The sequence below is a fragment of the Kordiimonas pumila genome (assembly GCF_015240255.1).
Classification (GTDB): domain Bacteria; phylum Pseudomonadota; class Alphaproteobacteria; order Sphingomonadales; family Kordiimonadaceae; genus Kordiimonas; species Kordiimonas pumila.
Genome location: NZ_CP061205.1, coordinates 2,921,975 through 2,940,508 on the forward strand (window position 1 = coordinate 2,921,975; position 18,534 = coordinate 2,940,508).

Annotated in this window: 16 protein-coding genes; 4 read left to right on the forward strand and 12 right to left on the reverse strand. The window is 47.2% G+C overall.

The window, feature by feature from the left end; genetic code table 11:
- Positions 1–71: 71 nt before the first annotated feature.
- Positions 72–1,210, forward strand: a protein-coding gene (locus ICL80_RS12890) for an IS3 family transposase (protein WP_392389792.1) whose coding sequence is annotated in 2 segments (ribosomal slippage) — positions 72–342 and positions 342–1,210 — 1,140 coding nt in all. Because the reading frame shifts where the segments join, the coding sequence is not laid out codon by codon here.
- Between the two features lie 43 nt (positions 1,211–1,253).
- The gene (locus ICL80_RS12895; protein WP_194212907.1) at positions 1,254–1,706 is read left to right on the forward strand and encodes a hypothetical protein; all 453 of its coding nucleotides are present in this window, start codon (positions 1,254–1,256) and stop codon (positions 1,704–1,706) included.
- A gap of 72 nt (positions 1,707–1,778) precedes the next feature.
- Here ICL80_RS12895 and ICL80_RS12900 read toward each other — a convergent pair whose 3' ends face one another.
- Positions 1,779–3,314, reverse strand: coding sequence for a Fic family protein (locus ICL80_RS12900; protein ID WP_194212909.1), 1,536 nt, complete (start codon positions 3,312–3,314; stop codon positions 1,779–1,781).
- A 265-nt stretch (positions 3,315–3,579) separates the two neighbouring features.
- Here ICL80_RS12900 and ICL80_RS18285 point away from each other — a divergent pair, with 265 nt between their 5' ends.
- Positions 3,580–3,897: a helix-turn-helix domain-containing protein gene (locus ICL80_RS18285; protein ID WP_194212911.1), complete on the forward strand. Its 318-nt coding sequence runs from the start codon at positions 3,580–3,582 to the stop codon at positions 3,895–3,897.
- 54 nt (positions 3,898–3,951) lie between these two features.
- On the opposite strand, the gene ICL80_RS12910 is transcribed toward ICL80_RS18285, so the two are convergent.
- The 5 genes from ICL80_RS12910 to ICL80_RS12930 form a co-directional block, all read right to left on the reverse strand.
- On the reverse strand, positions 3,952–4,737 hold the full coding sequence (locus tag ICL80_RS12910; RefSeq protein ID WP_194212914.1) for a GDSL-type esterase/lipase family protein: 786 nt from the start codon (positions 4,735–4,737) through the stop codon (positions 3,952–3,954).
- Between the two features lie 37 nt (positions 4,738–4,774).
- Entirely contained in the window at positions 4,775–5,890 is a 1,116-nt protein-coding gene (locus tag ICL80_RS12915; RefSeq protein WP_194212916.1) for a PepSY-associated TM helix domain-containing protein, read from the reverse strand.
- A gap of 12 nt (positions 5,891–5,902) precedes the next feature.
- Positions 5,903–7,282, reverse strand: a complete 1,380-nt coding sequence (locus tag ICL80_RS12920; protein WP_194215864.1) for a M20/M25/M40 family metallo-hydrolase — start codon at positions 7,280–7,282, stop codon at positions 5,903–5,905.
- A gap of 120 nt (positions 7,283–7,402) precedes the next feature.
- The gene (locus ICL80_RS12925; protein ID WP_194212919.1) at positions 7,403–8,821 is read right to left on the reverse strand and encodes a sensor histidine kinase; all 1,419 of its coding nucleotides are present in this window, start codon (positions 8,819–8,821) and stop codon (positions 7,403–7,405) included.
- Positions 8,818–9,486: a response regulator transcription factor gene (locus ICL80_RS12930; protein WP_194212921.1), complete on the reverse strand. Its 669-nt coding sequence runs from the start codon at positions 9,484–9,486 to the stop codon at positions 8,818–8,820. Before ICL80_RS12930 ends, ICL80_RS12925 begins: the two co-directional genes overlap by 4 nt.
- 86 nt (positions 9,487–9,572) lie before the next feature.
- Between ICL80_RS12930 and ICL80_RS12935 the strand changes: the two genes are divergently transcribed.
- Entirely contained in the window at positions 9,573–10,670 is a 1,098-nt protein-coding gene (locus ICL80_RS12935; RefSeq protein WP_194212923.1) for an ABC transporter substrate-binding protein, read from the forward strand.
- A gap of 9 nt (positions 10,671–10,679) precedes the next feature.
- On the opposite strand, the gene ICL80_RS12940 is transcribed toward ICL80_RS12935, so the two are convergent.
- The 6 genes from ICL80_RS12940 to ICL80_RS12965 form a co-directional block, all read right to left on the reverse strand.
- Entirely contained in the window at positions 10,680–11,996 is a 1,317-nt protein-coding gene (locus ICL80_RS12940) for a CitMHS family transporter (RefSeq protein ID WP_194212925.1), read from the reverse strand.
- A gap of 128 nt (positions 11,997–12,124) precedes the next feature.
- Positions 12,125–14,683 carry an aconitate hydratase AcnA gene (gene acnA / locus ICL80_RS12945; RefSeq protein ID WP_228073515.1) on the reverse strand — a complete coding sequence of 853 codons (2,559 nt, stop codon included), beginning with the start codon at positions 14,681–14,683 and terminating at the stop codon, positions 12,125–12,127.
- 32 nt (positions 14,684–14,715) lie between these two features.
- A complete protein-coding gene (locus ICL80_RS12950; RefSeq protein ID WP_194212929.1) occupies positions 14,716–15,552 on the reverse strand; it encodes a class I SAM-dependent methyltransferase in 837 nt (278 codons plus the stop codon).
- 32 nt (positions 15,553–15,584) lie between these two features.
- Positions 15,585–15,992 carry a cupin domain-containing protein gene (locus tag ICL80_RS12955; RefSeq protein WP_194212932.1) on the reverse strand — a complete coding sequence of 136 codons (408 nt, stop codon included), beginning with the start codon at positions 15,990–15,992 and terminating at the stop codon, positions 15,585–15,587.
- On the reverse strand, positions 15,989–17,371 hold the full coding sequence (locus ICL80_RS12960) for an NAD-dependent succinate-semialdehyde dehydrogenase (RefSeq protein WP_194215865.1): 1,383 nt from the start codon (positions 17,369–17,371) through the stop codon (positions 15,989–15,991). Before ICL80_RS12960 ends, ICL80_RS12955 begins: the two co-directional genes overlap by 4 nt.
- Entirely contained in the window at positions 17,371–18,438 is a 1,068-nt protein-coding gene (locus ICL80_RS12965; protein ID WP_380083321.1) for an isocitrate/isopropylmalate dehydrogenase family protein, read from the reverse strand. Before ICL80_RS12965 ends, ICL80_RS12960 begins: the two co-directional genes overlap by 1 nt.
- Positions 18,439–18,534: the final 96 nt, after the last annotated feature.

The window sequence follows — 18,534 nt, forward strand, 5'->3', positions numbered from 1 at the left end:
TAGGCAGCCATTGGACTTGCTTCGGTTTAGTGGAGAGCATTTGATATGATCCTAGACTTTGGAGTTATTACATGTCTTCACATCGAGTATTGTTTACAAAAGAATTTAAGGAAGAAGCAGTTCGTCTTGCGTTAACGAGTGATCGTCAGCGACAGGATATTGCCTCAGATTTGGGCATAGGTAAATCCACTCTTTGCCGCTGGGTTAGCCAGCATCGTCATTCAGTCCAGCCGGATGCTGTTTCAGATGACAAGGATAAGGAGCTTGCCCTTCTGCGACGGGAAGTTCAACTTCTGAAGGCAGAACGCGATTTATTAAAAAAGGCTACAGCTCTTTTCGCCCGGGAAAGTCGGTGAGGTTTTCCCTTATTGATGCGAAGAGGGCCTGTCTGCCTGTTGAGCGTGCCTGTTTGTTGCTGAATGTCAGTATGAGTGGTTATTATGCCTGGAAGAAGAGGTCTGTCAGCAAGCGACAGCGCGATGATATGGTGTTGCTTGTCCATATACGCAGCTATTTTCGCCAGTCAAACGATACGTATGGCAGTCCCCGTATGGCAGCAGAGTTGCAAGCATGTGGGTTTTCTGTTGGCCGTCGGCGTGTTGCCCGTCTGATGAAAGAGACTGGCCTGCAAGCCAGACAAAAAAGGCGGTTCAAATGCACAACAGATAGCCATCATGATAATCCCGTGTTTCCTAACTTGCTGGAGCAAGATTTTACAGCTTCTGCGCCAGACAGGAAATGGGGTGTTGATATCAGTTATATCTGGACAATGGAAGGTTGGCTCTATCTGGCAGTTGTCATTGACCTTTATGCCCGTCGTGTTGTTGGCTGGGCCACAAGCAACAGGCTAAAAAAGGAGCTGGCCCTTGAAGCTCTGGACAAGGCTTTCATCCTCAGACAACCGCCTCCCGGCCTGATCCATCACAGCGACAGGGGCAGTCAATATTGCTCATACGAGTATCGCAAGCGTCTGAAAAAATACCGTATGACCGGCTCTATGTCAGCCAAGGGAAATTGCTATGATAATGCCGTGGTGGAGACATTCTTTAAAACCATTAAAACTGAACTTGTCTGGCGCACAAGTTTTGCAACACGAAAGGAAGCTACAAATATGATTGCACACTATATCGGTGATTTCTATAATCCCAGACGCCGTCATTCGACATTGGGATACTTAAGCCCCATTCAGTTCGAAAAAAGGGCCGCTTAAAACTGAAAATGCTCTCCACTAAACCGAAGCAAGTCCAAGTCGGATGAAGGTGCTTGAAGCAGAGAAGATAGAGCTTGAAGCCAGCCTCTCTGGCATAAGCTCAGAACCACCCATGCTCCTCCATCCGCATATGAGCACGCTTTACAGGGAGAAGGTCAAAATCCTAGCGGATAGCTTTAAGGCTGACAAAGATGACAGGGAAGCCTTTGAGACCATCCGCGCACTCTTAGACATAGTTACGCTCACACCGACAGAGGCTGGCTTCACGTTTGATATAGAGGGCGAACTGGCGCAGATACTGGCGCTGAGCAGCACTGGCAAACACCAAAGCGCCGCAGGGCCGCTCGGCGGCAGCGGGTCATCTGGAACAACAAAACCCTCCGAACTTTCGTTCGAAGGGTCTGGTGAACTTGCTCAGCAAGTTAAGTTGGTTGCGGGAGCTGGAGTTAAACTCAAGTTGTATACGGATTATTTGCCCATACTTGATGTGACTTGATAGCGTATGGGATACTATGATTTTCTTTCCTGAAGCGCGATCCCCGATCCCAACACAAGATCACCATTATAATCAGTCAAAAGCATCGTTTATGATGCTTTCCAGGCTTTCAACTTCCTTGTCTGTGAGCGCGCCAAACTCTCGTTCTCGTCGCTTCTTAGACAGACGTCCACCGTTTTGCCGAACAAAGAGTACCAGCTTCTCTGCCAGCCGGTCCGGCATTTCTACCCGGCGCATGATGGCTGTTAAGGCAACATCGTGGCTTTTCAAATAAGCAGCCTCCTGCGGCAGATCCTGTTCAATTGTCCTTTGCACACATCCAAAAAGAAATTCCGCATGAGGTGTTGCATCAAAGAACCTATAGAAGTCGGCTGTATCACTTATGACCTCAACATTATTGGAGGCTGTAGGGCGCCAGTCAATCAGCGGCAACAGGCGCTTTGAATAGCTCTCAAGTACTACCCGGTACTTATCAATCTCATCCAGAATGGCCGCAGATATGGGAAAAGTCATGCCAGGTGGCGTAAAGCCCCGGTGTGCCAGAATATGATGGATCAGATACCGGTGTATCCGACCATTACCATCTTCAAATGGATGGATATAAACAAATCCAAAAGCAAGTACAGTGGCAGCAATCACTGGATCAATATCTGCTGCCAGCCGATCAAAGGCAACAAGACCGTCAATAAGCGACAGTAAATTATCATGCCGGGCGCTAATATGATCAGGTAGAGGAGCCTGCGTATCCCGGTCATGGGTTCCCACAAAACCACCTTCAGCTCTCAAGCCCATACGAATGAAACGCTGATCCCCAATGACTATGCTCTGCAACCGGTTTAACTCGTCAAGATCAAGAGCGCGAAGACCAGCTTCTCCAATCGCCCTGCCCCAACGCTGAATGCGGTCCTGCGGCGCATTTTCGCCTTCAATCACATAGCTGGATTTGGAATCTTTCAGCAAGAGAAACGCTGCCGCCCGCGCCATGATATCCTTGGGCACAGCAGCGACCGCTTTCTCAGCCTGGCTTTTCAGATCCATGTCCATAAAGTCGGTAATCAACTTTGTTTTAAAAACCATGGGACAAAAGTCAGGTGTGCCGGGCAGATTATCCTTCACGCGATATCGAGATACAGTTTTGCCGCCTGTCGCCCACTGTTGTTTGGGATCAACAACAGGCACATAACTGCCATTTTGGGCGTCGGGCAGGAGAAGCCTGCGCCCGGTCAACCACTCATACAAGAACCAGATGCGCCGGGCATAGCCACCTGTTGGGCTGGCCTTAACAATCACTTCAATCGGCTCATCACCAACGGTCAGAAACAGACGTTTCAAAACGGCCAGATCCAGGCCTTCATATTTGAGGGCAAAGATGAGCTGCCCTTCAAGAGACGCCTCAGGATCGTGACGAGGGGTAAGAAGCAACCAGTTATCAACTTCCGTGATCCGGTGATGCGCCCCAATGGCTGCAAGTCTTATGGGAATAGGAGCGGCAAGCTCATAAGCATCAATCAGCGCAGCATACCCGACTGGCTTAGCCTGTTCAGGTAGCCTACGTTCCTGAAAAATGGTAACTGGACCTGAAAATGGATTCTTTTGATACGCTTCCATGAAAAGTGTTCCTAAAGCATGAAAATTTAAAACTGCATCACCTTATCATGAAAAACGATTACTTTATATGAAATTTTATAATTTATTAATATTTTTATGAATTTTAGTAACTTTAGATCTCAATCTACCTTACTGCCACCTCCCAATGTCTTCTCGAAGAGGCCAATATAGGCACCACGTACCAGGGACAACAGCTTTACGACTATAACTTAAAACTGTTGCCCTAAACCCAGGCAAGTATTTTCGCTATGTCTGACTACACAGTTTGCGCCTGATCGCTCTTTCATCACTGTTCATATCCATCGTCCTTCGTGCAAATCAAATTACACGAAGAGTCCCACGAGGTCGTACATTCCTACACACCAGAAGTTTTACTCGTCATTTTAGGCAAGAAATGAAAGTAAGTTTTTTGACATGGCGACACCTTATGCGACTGCACGAAGCTTTACCACGATTATCATTAGGCGAAAAAGTGTCCACCGTTGCTTATGATTTGGGTTATAATAGCCTAAGCGGCTTCAGTGCTATATTCATACGAATCTTTGGAATAGCCCCTAGCAAGGGTACATGGCTCGACTTTTAATGTTTCTAGAAAGTCGAAAATAATTTGTGAAAAACCAAGTAGATTATGACACGTTCACTTCACAAAAAGCGTTTCAAGACTACGCTGAAATACTGAACTCATACGCCTATAGCCTACTATATTGGGGTGTAGGCCATCATGGGTAAGTTCAGGCACCAGATAGCCGTTATCCCCAACTAAGTTATTATAATAATCCACAAAAGCATAGCCACGCTTTTTTGCAAACTGGTGTAACCATTCATTGGCTATAAGAATCGCCTCAGGGTCCCGTTTATTTGGGTCTTGACCAGCACCCACAGGTGGTATGGCTGATAAAACAACATATATGCCATGAGCATTGGCAATATCACACATTGCCATTATATTACGTGATAATCGCGCCACCATCTGCGGGGTAGCATCTCTCGGGCTCCCAACGAATGACCGTAAGTCATTCGTTCCAGCCAGAATAACAACCGCTTTCGGGCCAAGAGCAACAACATCATCTTCAAAGCGGAGCAACATCTGGCTGCTGTTTTGGCCAGCGATCCCCCGGTTGATAAGTTGCACCCCCTTAACCTTTGGCAGGCTTTCTGGTTCCCAGTGGAACGTTATTGAATCTCCCATCAGGACCACACGCCTGCGGTTGTCAGGTGCCTCTAAAAGCGCTTCATTTGCTGCCGCATAGTATCCAATATTCGCAATATCACTGAGTTGCATCATCCATTTGGCAGCAAAGTCACGCAGAGTAATGTCACCCATAGAGCTAGGTTGCCCGGCTGTCGCAGGCCCTAGCCCCATTATAACAGGTATCGCCATACCCAAAACGACCGTAATGGGTTTTGTGATCCTATTTTTCATAATTTAATCCCTGCATTCTGGCTACATATCAGCTGTGTCAGGTCCTACTAGATGACGACCTTAACTTCCGTGACCGTTTCTGAACAATCCCGAGCGACCATAACCACAGCCCGCTACCAGCGAAAAACACTAACCCTAAACCGCCAACAAAAATAAGCATACGCCCTAAAAAACCTGCAGCCTCACCAGTGTGAACAGTGAAAAGCCAGTCAAAGAAAGTGGTCGCGGCGGGCAGGTCTTTAGGCATATAGTGGTCAACCTCATCCCCTGTATAGCGGTTGTAGTAAATCTGCTTTGCAGCATTTTTGCGATGCACACTTTCGTCTTGTAAATAAACAGCAGCAACCTGCCCGTACTGACCAAAAAGCCTGATCTCTCTCACACGTGACGAGCCATAGTTCTGCAATGACTTGGCAATGAACGTGTCCACATCCATCATAGTTTGCTCTGGCTGTGCAGCAATGGAAGGTTTTGGACGGGGTACAATCTTAGCAACTGCACCAACAACCGGGTATAGGTCTGCTTTAAAGAGCATCAAGCTACCTGTAACAGCAGATATAATCAGAATAGCTGCAACACAGGCGCCAGCCGAACGGTGCAGTGATCGCACAAATCTCTCTATACCTGCATTCTTGAAAACCTTAAAACCATTTTTCAGGCGCTTCTTGCCGGGCCACCAAATAAACAAGCCTGTAATTGCCATAAACAAAAGAGCAATGCCTTCAATAGCAACAATAAACTCGCCCATACTGCCCGCGAGTAAGCTATCATGAGTATGGAATAAAAGCTCCATCGGCCAAGCTGAAAGACCACCACCCCGAATAGCATTTGCTGTATATGGATCAACAGCGAGCAAAATGGTGTCACCTGACATATTGTCTTTCATGTGTACTATTATGGCAGTTTCCGGGTCATCAGGCATAACCACACGGCGAATAGCTGCAGTTGGATACTGCTCATAAGATTTAGCAATAACCGCCTGTATAGGCACCGTTTTGGGGCCTTTGATAACAGTCAAAGAAGGATGAATAAGCCCCTCGATCTCGTCCCTGAAAACGAGGCTTGTGCCCGTAACAGACAGAACAAGTAGCAAAACCCCAAAAACAACACCTGACCAACGATGAAGCTGCAGTAATCTTTTACGTGTCATCATAATGATATTTACTTATTCAGTAACAGCATACGATTTCATCAGGCGGTATAAAAAGTCACGTGCATCCAGTAGTGACCTAACCCTGATCCGTTCATTAAGACCGTGCACACCATTACCATCTGGGTTTACAAAAACGCCTGAAACACCGTATGTCGGTATTCCGGCTGCATTAAGGAAACGCCCATCTGTCGCGCCACTGCTAAGCGTCGGGATAACAGGAACGTTTGGCCACATGTCAGCTGTAATTGTTTCGATCGGCTCCATAATTTTTGGCGAAAGCGGTGGTGCATCTGATTGTGGGCCGGGCGCATCAGCAAGGCTCACTTCTATAAGTGGGTCATTGATCAATTTTTCAAGCTGCGCTTTTATTGCATCAATACTCTCGCCTGGAATAATACGGCAGTTTATATTGGCTTCTACATGCTGTGGTTGGGCGTTTGGGGCATGGCCACCTTTTACAAGTGTTGAGATGCATGTTGTGCGCAGAAATGCATTCCAAAGCGGGTTAGCTTTCGCGATACGGTTATACACGGCTGCATCTGCAGTACCTGCACCAATTGCTGCCATATCAGCCTTGCGTTCACCGTCCCACAATACTGCTGAGCGGCCAAAAAAACCTTTGGAGGCCGGTGTCAGGTCAACCGGGAATTTATAGTCACCAATCCGCACCAATGCTGCTGATAATCGGTTGATTGCATTATCATCCACAGGGCGTGCACTATGCCCTCCCGGGGCCGTGGTAACCAGTGTAAAGTCTTGATAGATTTTTTCACCGCTTTGCACACCAAAGGAAACAAAGTTCCCATCGCTATCAAGCGCGCCTTTACCACCCTCGTTAATAGCCCATTCGGCCTGAAGCGCTTCAGGTTGTTTTGCTAGCAAATACTGAATTCCGTTAAAAATCGAGTCTGTTTCCTCACCACATGTCAGAGCAAGCTTCATGGTACGCTGTGGCTTAAAACCAGCTTTCTTAAACCTGACAAATGCATCCACAAACGACGATGCCATTGCCTTATCATCAACAGCACCACGTGCATAAAAATAGCCGTTCTCTTCATAAAGGGTGAAAGGGTCACGTTCCCAATCAGAGCGTTTTGCCTCAACCACATCGATGTGGGCCATAAACAAAACTGGCTTCAAGGCCTTATTCTCCCCTTCAAAGTGAACAACAAGATTACCTTGCTTTAGGAAGCTATCAGGCACAACAACACGCGCTTCAGTGTCTGCAAAGCCCGCTTGTATCAAGCGCGCCTGCATGCGCTCTGCGGCAAGTGTACAACTGCCACTTGAAAGGCTTGTATCTGTTTCAATTAGCTCTTTATAAAGCTCACGAAACTGAGCTTCTCCCTCACGCGGTTTTGCTTCAACACAAGAAGAAACTGTTAAAGCCATTGTGGTTGCTAAAAGTACACAAACAAAGCCATTCCGTGGTGTAGTAAGATTTGCCACTACCTTCTCCTGAAACTATTTATCCTTGCCCTAATGCTACGGGTACAGCCTTTCATGTGGCTGTCACATGAGCGGCTTCTTCAGCATTATTGGAAAGTGTACATCCACACATAGCCCCGGTGCGGGCACTCTATCTGTCACCCTCACCTTTACGCCAATCGCTTCTGCAAGGGTTTCTACAATAGCAAGCCCCAGGCCGCTGCCCTCCGCCTGCTGGTCACGAGGCACACGCCTAAACCTTTTAAAGATGTCGACCCTTGCTTCTGCAGGAATACCCGGGCCATTATCCTCAACTCTAATGATTGCTTCCTTTTCCTCCAGCCTTATCGAAAGCCAGACAAAGCCATTTCCATTGTTATACCTGATCGCATTATCAACAAGATTTGCAAGGAGCTCTCGGGCAAAAACCTCAACACTAGATACTTGTAGCTGGTGCACTGGACTTTCAAATTGTAGCTCTACGTTTTCCTTCAGGGCAGCGGGCACATAAGTTTCTGCTATCTCACGCAGAAGACCAACAAGGTCAACAGGCTCCATAAAGGAGGTAATACGTTCTTTCGCACCTTCTGCCCGGGCCAGTGCTAGTAACTGCGTTAAAAGGCGCTGTAGCTTAACTGTTGCGGCCTCTACATCAGCAAAAGATTCTCGCCCGGCCGCGCTCTCCAAGCCTTCACGCCTTATCACTTCAAGGTGTGCCCGCAAGACTGAAAGAGGGGTGCGCATCTGGTGTGATGCATCTGCAGTGAAGCGGCGAATACCCTGTACGGCGTCCTGCAATCTTGTAATAAGCCCGTTAAATGCTGTAATAAAATTACGCATTTCAATAGGCACACCATATTCGCCTATAGGGGTAAAATCTGTCGGCGCTCGTGAATTTATTGTTTTTTGGATGCGGGACAGGGGTGCCAAGCCCCACTTCACAGCAACGGGGAGCAAAAATACCAGAATGGTTATAAGTAGAAGCTCAAGCAGTATCAGGGCAATCAGCATCTGGTTTCGGAGGCTTGTGCGTGCGGTAAGCGTTTCGGCAATTTGCACAATTACAGGCTCTGCCACCCGTGGGACTCGGCGTGAAATTGCCACAATCCTGACTGAGTGACCCCGATAAGAGGAATACATATACCGTGTTTCACTGTTTATTGTCGGTTGCCAGTCTATGACGGGCAAATCCTTATAGCCCGTGATAAGATCTTTACCGCGCCGCACGCTGTAATAAACATTATCGCGCTCTTCATTTTCCAGCATGCCAAAAGCGGCTACCGGTAAGTCGAGCGTTACCTCTCCGTCTTCAAGTGCAACAGTATCTGCTATTGCCTGCCCTGCGGCAGACAATAGCCGGTCGTTCACGCTTTCAACAATATTCTGGATAGTAAAAGCACCCCCAACGCCCAAGAGAAGTGCTAGTGCCGCCGTCGGCATAATCAGGCCAACAAGCAGCCTTGATGTTAACGATGATCTTAAGTCAGCAAACTTCCATTTCATTCTATGTCCATTACATAGCCCAGCCCGCGCATCGTGCGGATATTAGGGCCGGTAGGCCCCAGTTTACGCCGCAACCTTGCTATATAAACCTCTATCACATTTGGTGCTACGGCTTCATCATATCCAAACACCTCAGAAACCAAGCGTTCTTTCGACACGACTTTTCCTGCGTGTACAATAAGTCTTTCCAGCACAACCCATTCTCTGCGTCTCAATTCCAAATCTATACCATTAATTCTGGCTTCACACCGAGCTCGATCAACCTCCAGATTTCCTATAGAAACAGTTGGAGAACTGTCAACCAAAGGCCGTCTTAGCAAAGCACGCAACCGAGCCGACAATTCTTCAGCCTCAAAAGGCTTAAGTAGGTAGTCATCAGCTCCTAGGTCTAGGCCGTGTATGCGATCCTCAAGGGCGTCACGGGCCGTCAACATAATAACAGGTACAGTATGGTCTTTCTTTCGTAGCTTTTTCAAAACCTCAAAGCCTGAAATATCTGGTAACCCAACATCCAGAATAACAATTGCAAAGGGTTCATCCGCTATCATCATTAAAGCATCTTCACCGTTCAGTGCCGGGTCAACAGAGTAACCTTCCGCACATAAGGTGGCTGTTAGCCCTCTTGAAAGGGCTTCATCATCTTCAACCAAAAGTACACGTGCCATTATTAACCCTTTGACAGAACAGCGACAGAAATACACTTTAAACGATTTTGTGGTATGATCCTCAAAAATGCGGGAGAGGCCTAACCATGCATCGCTCTACTAACATTGCACAAAATCTCTTTAAATTCCCTTTAGCTATTATCATAATAGTATTTCTAACAGCCGCAAACCATACGCCCAAAGGTTATCCACGTTCTTATTCTGATATTATAACAGCGGCTGAGCGCGAACAAACTATTGTCATTTATTCGACAACAGATGCCAATGAAGTTAAAGGACTCCTTGATGCTTTCCGCACAACATACCCTTTCCTGAAGATTGACTACCACGAGCTTGGATCTACAGATATCTATGACAGAATTATTTCCTCTAGCCAGCATCAAACAGCCTCTGCTGATCTGGTCTGGAGTTCTGCCATGGATTTGCAAATCAAACTTGTCAATGATGGACATGCTCAAGCCTATTCTTCTCCTGAAAAGCCCAATCTACCACCTTGGGCAATGTGGAAAAATGAAGCTTATGGCATTACAGCAGAGCCAATTGTTTTTGCCTATAACAGCAAACTGATTGACTCTGATTATGTACCACAATCTCATTATTCTTTCATGCAGCTTCTTAAAAAACACCCTGAGTATTACAAGGGAAAGATATCGACATATGACCCCCAACTTTCGGGGGCTGGGTATTTGCACCTCACTCAGGATTACGAAGCCAATCATGATATCTGGAGTTTGATCTCTGCAATTGGGGCTACCGATCCTTCGCTTTACGCGTCCAGTAGTGTTCTGCTTGATAAACTGGTAAACGGCGAGCAAGCTATTGCCTATAATGTGATTGGCTCTTATGCCCTTGCGCTTGCAGAACGAAATCAAGACATAAAAGTTGTCCTGCCATCTGATTATACTTTGGTTGTATCGCGGATAGCCATTATTCCCAATGAAGCACGTCATCCAAATGCCGCTAAGTTGTTCCTTGACTTCCTGTTGTCTCATGCTGGCCAAACTGAGCTGGCTCAAATTCACATGGGGTTGGGGCGTGAAGATGTTGCTATTAATCAGGCTGACCGCCCTGCCTCCATTGTAGAGCGCCCTGTGCGAATAGGTCCAACACTGCTTACTTATCTTGACCAACTTAAACGCCACCGTTTTCTTGAACGTTGGAAAATAGCAATGCAGGGTGAGTAATTTAAAGCCTCACCCCACACGCCACGGGAAAATACCAAACACTATGCATGCAATAAAAAATACAATACATGCACTAAAAGCCCATTTCATTGTGAAACGCTGATGATCACCAAGCTCAATACCAGATGCCCCGACTAGAAGGTATGTGGAAGCCACAAGCGGGCTTAAAAGGTGTATCTGCTGCCCCACAAGAGATGCTCGCGCGATTTCCATTGGTGTAACGCCAAATTCTGCCGCTGCTTTGGCCAAGATAGGTAGCATACCAAAATAAAAAGCATCATTTGAGATAAGTACGGTAAAAGGCATACTAATAAATGCTGTGATTGGTGCCATATATGGCCCGAAAGATTCCGGTATGGCATTTGTCACCGTTCCTGCCATAGCATCCACCATATGCGTACCAGATAGAACCCCAGTAAAAATACCGGCCGCAAACACAAGCCCTGCTGTTGCAAGGGCATTGCCAGCGTGCGCAGCCATACGTTCTTTTTGATCCACAATTGATGGATAGTTCACCATTATAGCAATTGCAAAGGCCAACATGAACAAAACAGGCAGAGGCAAATCACCAAATATCAAAGTACCCATCAAGCCAGCAGTTAGTGTCATGTTAAACCAAAACAATTTGGGTCGCCTGATGTCTTTACCGCTATCATCACCGTCAATTTCAGAGTGGGTAAGGGGTACATTGCTAAGCCTTTCCACTTCAGCTGAATCAAGACGCTTCCGCTCCTTCACCCCAAGGATATAGGCAACAATGATAACCCAGATAGCCGAAACAATAATGGCTGGTATCATCGAAACAAACAGCTCGCGCGGGTCGATACCAAGTGCTGTTGCCGCACGTGATGTCGGCCCACCCCATGGCAGTAGGTTCATTGCTGCAACAGCCATAATCAAGATACAGGCCATAACCCGCACATCCATTTTCATATGACGGTACAAGGGTAGAAGAGCCGAAACGGTAATCATATATGTGGTTGTACCGTCGCCATCCATTGCGACGACAAGGCCAAGAACAGCAGAGCCAACCGTGATTTTAACAAGATCCCCATGTACCAGCTTCACCACAGCATTGATGAGCGGGTCAAACAGACCTACATCAATCATGACACCAAAATAAAGGATAGCAAACAAAAGCATAACACCTGTTGGTGCTAAATTACTCACCCCCTCAAGCATCATATCACCAAGGCCTGCAGCAAAACCACCAAGCAGGGCAAACAAGCTAGGCACAAGAATTAGGGCTACTAAGGCCGAAAGTCGTTTTGTCATGATTAAGGTCATGAATGTCGCGACCATTGAAAAGGCCAATATTGAAAGCATAATCTTAAAAACCTTTAGTTACCCAGCATCTTGGTGCTGCTTTTACTCACTGAAGGAACAGAGTAAACGTAACTATCTGTCATCATGCTGTCAGGTATAGAGTTAGTCCTAATGTCTTGCATTCTTGGCTATTTTGAAAGCTTTTCAGAAATAAGGCGCGGCAACATTCCACCCATCTTCAGGGTTTCGACCTCTGCCTGTGTTTCGATCGCAGCACGGGCAAAAAATATTCTTTCGCCTTTACTTTGGCTAATGATACGACATTCTATATCCGCATGTGTTGTAAGATTGGCCTCAGCCGCGCCAACACTGATGGTGTCAGAAGAACAAAGCTTCATATTAGCGGGTGCCAATTCTACAGGCAAAATGAGCGGTATGATCCCCATATTAATAAGATTAGACCGATGGATGCGTTCAAAACTAAGCGCCAGAACAGCTCTTACACCCAGCAAGTAGACACCTTTTGCAGCCCAGTCACGGGATGACCCCATGCCGTAGCGCTCACCCGCAACAATAACTACAGAATCGCCGCCTTGCCGGTAGCGGTCCGCCGCGAGCCACAAGGGCATAAGTTCACCAGAAGGTGCATGCACTGTTTGTCCTGCGGGTATAGTTTCAGCAAGCATATTAACAACAGACCTGTTGTTAAATAGTCCGCGTATCATCACTTCCCAATTGCCGCGACGTGCTGAATATACATTAAGGTCAGCAATATCTTCGCCGTATTCTTGCAGCCACATCGCTGCATCGCTAGTCGGTGCAATCGTGCCTGCAGGGGAAATATGATCCGTTGTAATATCATTCCCCACAACCAAAAGCGGATAAGCTGTGTATGTGCCAATACGCGGTTTATTACCGTATGCAGCAAAGGGTGGCCTACGGATATAGGTTGACGCCTCGTCCCAAGGGTACTGTACACCTTTCGGTGTTTTTAAGGTGCGCCATTCGATTGAAGCTTCTGCTGTTTTAAAGGCTTTACTATAGTCAGCCGGATGAGAGGCTTTTGTCAGCGCCGCGTCTATCTCTGCTGCACTTGGCCAGATATCATACAAGTAAACCGGTTTACCCTCTGGTGTGTGGCTTATTGGACCTTTGGTCAGATTCACTGAAAAATCTGCTGCAAGCGCATATGCTATGACCAGAGGAGGGGATACCAGAAACGAATTTTCTATTTGACGGTGTACCCGCCCTGAGAAATTACGATTCCCGCTTAATACTGCAACAGGCTCAATCTCACCTGCATCAATCGCAGACGCGGACATTTCTGTGAGAGGGCCAGAGTTTCCAATACAGACCGTACAGCCATAGCCGGTAATGCCAAATCCTAAAGCATTGAGATCAGAAAGCACTCCTGCCCTTTCCAGATACATGGCAGTCGCCGGGGAGCCGGGGGCAAAGCTGGTTTTCATCCATTTAGGTAGGCTAAGGCCCAGCTTATGGGCTTTCTTTGCCACAAGGCCAGCCATAACAAGAAGGCGCGGATCGCTTGTATTGGTACAGCTTGTAATAGCAGAAAGGACGATAGGCTTTTGAGGCCATTTAGCACGCTCCCCCTTTTTCGAAGTCAAAGGTAATATCTCGCTTGCTGAAGATAGAGGATGTAAGTCCTGCGGACGGTGCGGGCCTGCAACACTTGCCTGCACAGTACACAAGTCAAGCGCAGTCACTTCGTCGTAATCAGGGGTAGCCTCGGGATCAAACCATAGCTTTTGCCGCTTAGTATAGTCTTCAACCATAACTATATGACTTTGGTCTCTACCCGTTGACTGAAGATATTTTATGGTTTTTTCATCAACAGGAAAATAGCCGGTCGCCCCGCCGTATTCTGGGGCCATATTAGCAACTACTGATCGCTCACCGGCCGTCAAACTGGACACCCCGGGGCCAAAAAACTCAACAAAACGGCTATTTACAGCCGTATCTCGCAAGAGTTTCGTGATAGTCAGAGCCAAATCTGTTGCTGTAACACCCTCATTTAAGTACCCTGAGAGATAAACACCCACCACCTCCGGTACACGCAGCATTACAGGCATATCTAGCATAACACTTTCCGCCTCAAGCCCACCAACCCCCCATGCCAGAACACCAATCCCATTAACCATTGGTGTATGGCTGTCAGTACCGATCAAAGTATCCGGAAAACACCACTTGCTACCATGCCACACACCTTCCTGTACAACAGAGGCCAATTGTTCTAAGTTAATGGTGTGCATGATACCTGTACCAGGCGGATACACGTGCATGTTTTCGAATGTGCGACTGGCCCATTTCATGAACGAAAAGCGCTCGCTATTACGGCGCATTTCTGCTGCCATATTCTGCTGCAGAGCATCGGGTGTGCCAAAATAGTCAATCGCAAGAGAATGGTCTGTCGATACATCCACACGAAGTACAGGATTAATTGTTTCAGGGTCACCGCCTTGCTCCGCAATGGTAGACCGTAGTGCAGCGAGGTCCACAAGAGCCGGGCCACAAGTTGTATCATGCATCATAATTCTAGCGGGGTAGAAAGGCAGGTCCACATCTGTATGCCCCTCCACAAGCCAGCGCTGCGCTGCCACTGAAGCATCTTCATTAATGGAGGCATGGCGTAAAAGATTTTCAGCCAGAATACGGTGTATCCATGGCATACGCTCCAGTTTACTACCTAAGCTCAACGGCAACGACAATATCTGTGCTTCAAGCATAAAAGCCATACCTTACTTGTAGTTACTATAGATCATGAAACGTTACGCGGCTTTCGAGCAAGATATAATGGCGTCAGGAAAACCCGCTTCACATGACCACCAAACTTTTTCTCGACTACCGCTTCTATACCAGAAAGGGTTTTTTCACGGGCTGTTTCATCAAGGCGTCTAATCATGGAAAATGTGGCATAAAGTGCCCTCATTTGTTTGGCAGTCATCAGCACTTCTGTGCTTATCACTTCATACTCGGTGGCTTCAAAGCCTGCATTTCTCAAGTCATCCAGACGAGCATTTACTTGTAGTGCATAATGTTCATGCATCTCGCCGCTTAAAGATGGCGGCAAATCCACCCCTTTCAAAAGCGGTAGTACTTCAAAACTAAAAAGGTCATGCACCGGATCATGCAGAATATTCCACCACATGGCCCAATAGCCATTTGGCTTTAAAAGTTGCATCGCGGCTGCCAAGCCTTTCGCCTGATCAACCCAGTGAAAAGAAGTCGCTGCAACACCTAAATCAAAAGAAACCTGTTCTAGAGGGGCGTTTTCAATGCCACTATTTATAACTTTAAGGGCCAGTGCATCACCACAGGCATGGCGTAAATTACCAGCAAGAGCTGGATCAGGTTCTATTGCAGCCAAAGTTACCACATTTTCAGCCAGTAACCGTCTTGTTGCTTGTCCTGTTCCTGGGCCTACTTCAAACACTCTGCAATTTGAAAAAAGAGCACCCCGGTTACGTAAATACGCATAAAGCCCTTCAGGATACTCAGGCCGACCAAGCTGATATCCTTTTGTATCTAAGCCAAAAATATGCTTACCAATAGTATTGGTTGCGATATCGTTCTGCACAGGAACCTTAGCTGCCATAATGTCACCTATCCTCCGTAACCATCCAGTATTTAGCTCGGCTTATGTTCTTCATCGATGCGTGTTGTGACGCCGGTTGCTATAATGGTGCGCGTTGCGTCAATAGAGGTGTAGGTCCAAAAGATTATCATAGGTTCTGTGGTGGAGGGGTTACTGAAAAAATGCTCAATGCCAGCAGGTATCCATGTTGTATCACCTGATGCAACATCATGCTCTACACCGTCTATGGTCGCCTTACCTGCCCCAGAAACAACCAGCACACTCTCTTCACAGTTATGAATATGTAGCGGTACAGCGGCCTCTGGCGCTAACACCGTCAAGCCGTTCAGCATCTGCTCTGATCCAACCTTGGCAGTCACAAGCGGCGTGGTACGAATACCCCCGCTACGGTCTTTTGATGGCAGTATGGCAGGCCTTAAAATAACAGGCGGATGTTTCATAGCTTACGACCCTTAGTTTTTTCAACGCAGAGCGTTTTAATGTTCACAAATTCCCGCAAGCCAACATCTGCCAGCTCACGGCCATATCCTGACTGCTTAATACCGCCAAATGGCAGATGTGGGTCAGATGCCACAATTTTATTGATAAACACGGCACCCGCATCTATCTGGCGAGCTATTTTTTTCGCGCTCACCTTATTTTCTGTCCACAAAGAAGCGCCAAGGCCAAACTCTGTCTGGTTGGCGTAGCGAATGGCAGTGTCTTCGTCTGGTACCCTTATAATGGCGGCGACTGGCCCAAAGATTTCTTCGTAGAAAGCCGCCATATCAAGGGTTACATTATCCAGAATTGTTGGCGCATAATAAAAGCCGCGCCCTTCTACAGGTGCACCACCAAGAACGAGCGTTGCGCCAGCCGCTAGTGTACGCTGAACCTGACTATGCAATTGGTCACGGAGGTTTGCCCGGGCCATAGGGCCAATATCTGTTTCAGGTAACATAGGGTCACCCATCACTAAAGCTTCAGTCTTAGCCTTGAACGCCGTCACAAATGCATCAGCAACTTTATCAACCACAATAAAGCGCTTTGCATTTACGCAGCTTTGCCCGGCATTTAGAAAACGCCCTTTAACAGCGCCAATCGCTGCTTTCTCAATATCTGCATCTTCGAAAATGATAAAAGGGTCAGACCCACCAAGCTCAAGTACCTGCTTTTTAAGGGCTGCGCCAGCCTGCGAAGCAACGATCTTGCCCACAGCCGTTGATCCAGTAAGTGTGACAGCAGCAATCCTTGGGTCTTTTATAAGGTTTTCAACCAGCTCTGTTTCAATCAACAAAGAAGTGAAAAGTCCTTTTGGGCATCCTGCTTCCCCCAGTGCACTTTCAATTGCCAATGCGCACTGCGGTACATTTGCCGCATGTTTTAAAACAGCACCATTACCTGCAGCAAGTGCAGGTGCTAAAAAGCGAAAAACCTGCCAGAAAGGATAATTCCACGGCATAATTGCTAGAACAATTCCTAGCGGGTCATATACAACAAAGCTTTCTAAGTCCTCGATTTCAACTTTTGTATCAGCAAGCCATTCAGGCGCCCGCTCTGCGTAAAAGTCACAGTTCAGTGCACACTTTTCAATTTCAGCCTCAGCTTCTCTTATAGGCTTACCCACCTCAAGGGTAATGATCCGCGCATACTCACCTTTATAGGTACGCAGTACGTCAGCCATACTTCTCAGAAGCTCAGCTCTTTGTGACAAGCTTTTTTGTCGCCAACCCACTTGCGCGGTAATTGCCGCTGAAAGGCGGATGTCTACATTGCTTGCACTCTGTATGTCATACTTAGCTAACGTCTCGCCTGTTGCAGGGTTACAGGAATACTGTATCACAGTGCAGCCTTTATGGCAGCGCATACAGCATCCGCAAAACCTGCAGTTCCCAGACTGCCTCCTATATCCCGTGTTCTGCTTTTAGGATCGTCAAGCACCCGCTCAACAGCAGCTTCAAGTGCAGCGGCCCCAGCAATTAGTAAACCATCACCCCGACGACGGCCAAGCCAATCAAGCAACATTGCACTTGAGAGAATAAGGGACGTGGGGTTGGCTATACCTTGCCCTGCAATATCAGGCGCAGAGCCATGCTGTGCCTGCGCAACACAGATACCGTCTCCAGCATTGATTGAACCACCAAGGCCCAAACTGCCCGTCAGTTCTGAAGCTTCATCTGAGAGGATATCGCCAAACATATTGGTTGTTACCATTACATCAAAGCGCTCCGGGGTACGGATCATCAAGGCTGCCGCTGCATCGACAATAACTTCTTCCAATTCCACATCCGGATATTGTTCTGCAACCTTCCGTACTTCGCGCAAAAACAGGCCATCTGATAACTTCAACACATTCGCTTTATGAACAGCTGTAACCTTTTTGCGCCGCCCACGCGCTAGATCAAATGCTGCACGCGCTACACGAGCTGACCCTTTTGCTGTAATTTTACGGACAGAAAGAGCCATATTTTCGTCAGGCATGAACTCGCCAGTGCCAGCAAACATATTCCGGTCAGAATAAAAGCCTTCCGTATTCTCTCGCACAATAACAAGATCCATAGGCTTACGTAGAATTGTAAGTTCTGGCCGTGAGCGACATGGACGGATATTTGCGTACAGCTCAAACACAACCCTAAGCTCTGCAGAAGGATTAATCCCTCCTTGGGAGCGCGGCGGATACTCATAATGAGAAACCGGCCCAAGGACAACACCATCTACAACAGAGATGTTATGCATAACGTCATCTGGCAAGGTGCTACCTTGCGCCTTTAAACTGGCAAGACCTATGTCTTGCTGTTCAAGGTGAAGGGTGAATTTGCACTTCTCAGCGAGACATTCTAACACCTTACGCGTTGCGGCACTGATCTCTGGGCCAATACCATCACCCGGTAACAGCAGAAATTTCACATCCATATCACATATCCTTACACAAATCATTCCGCCAGGAATCTTCAAACGTTAACAGACTATTCTTGCAAGATTCTGTCGTGCGAACATGCCTCT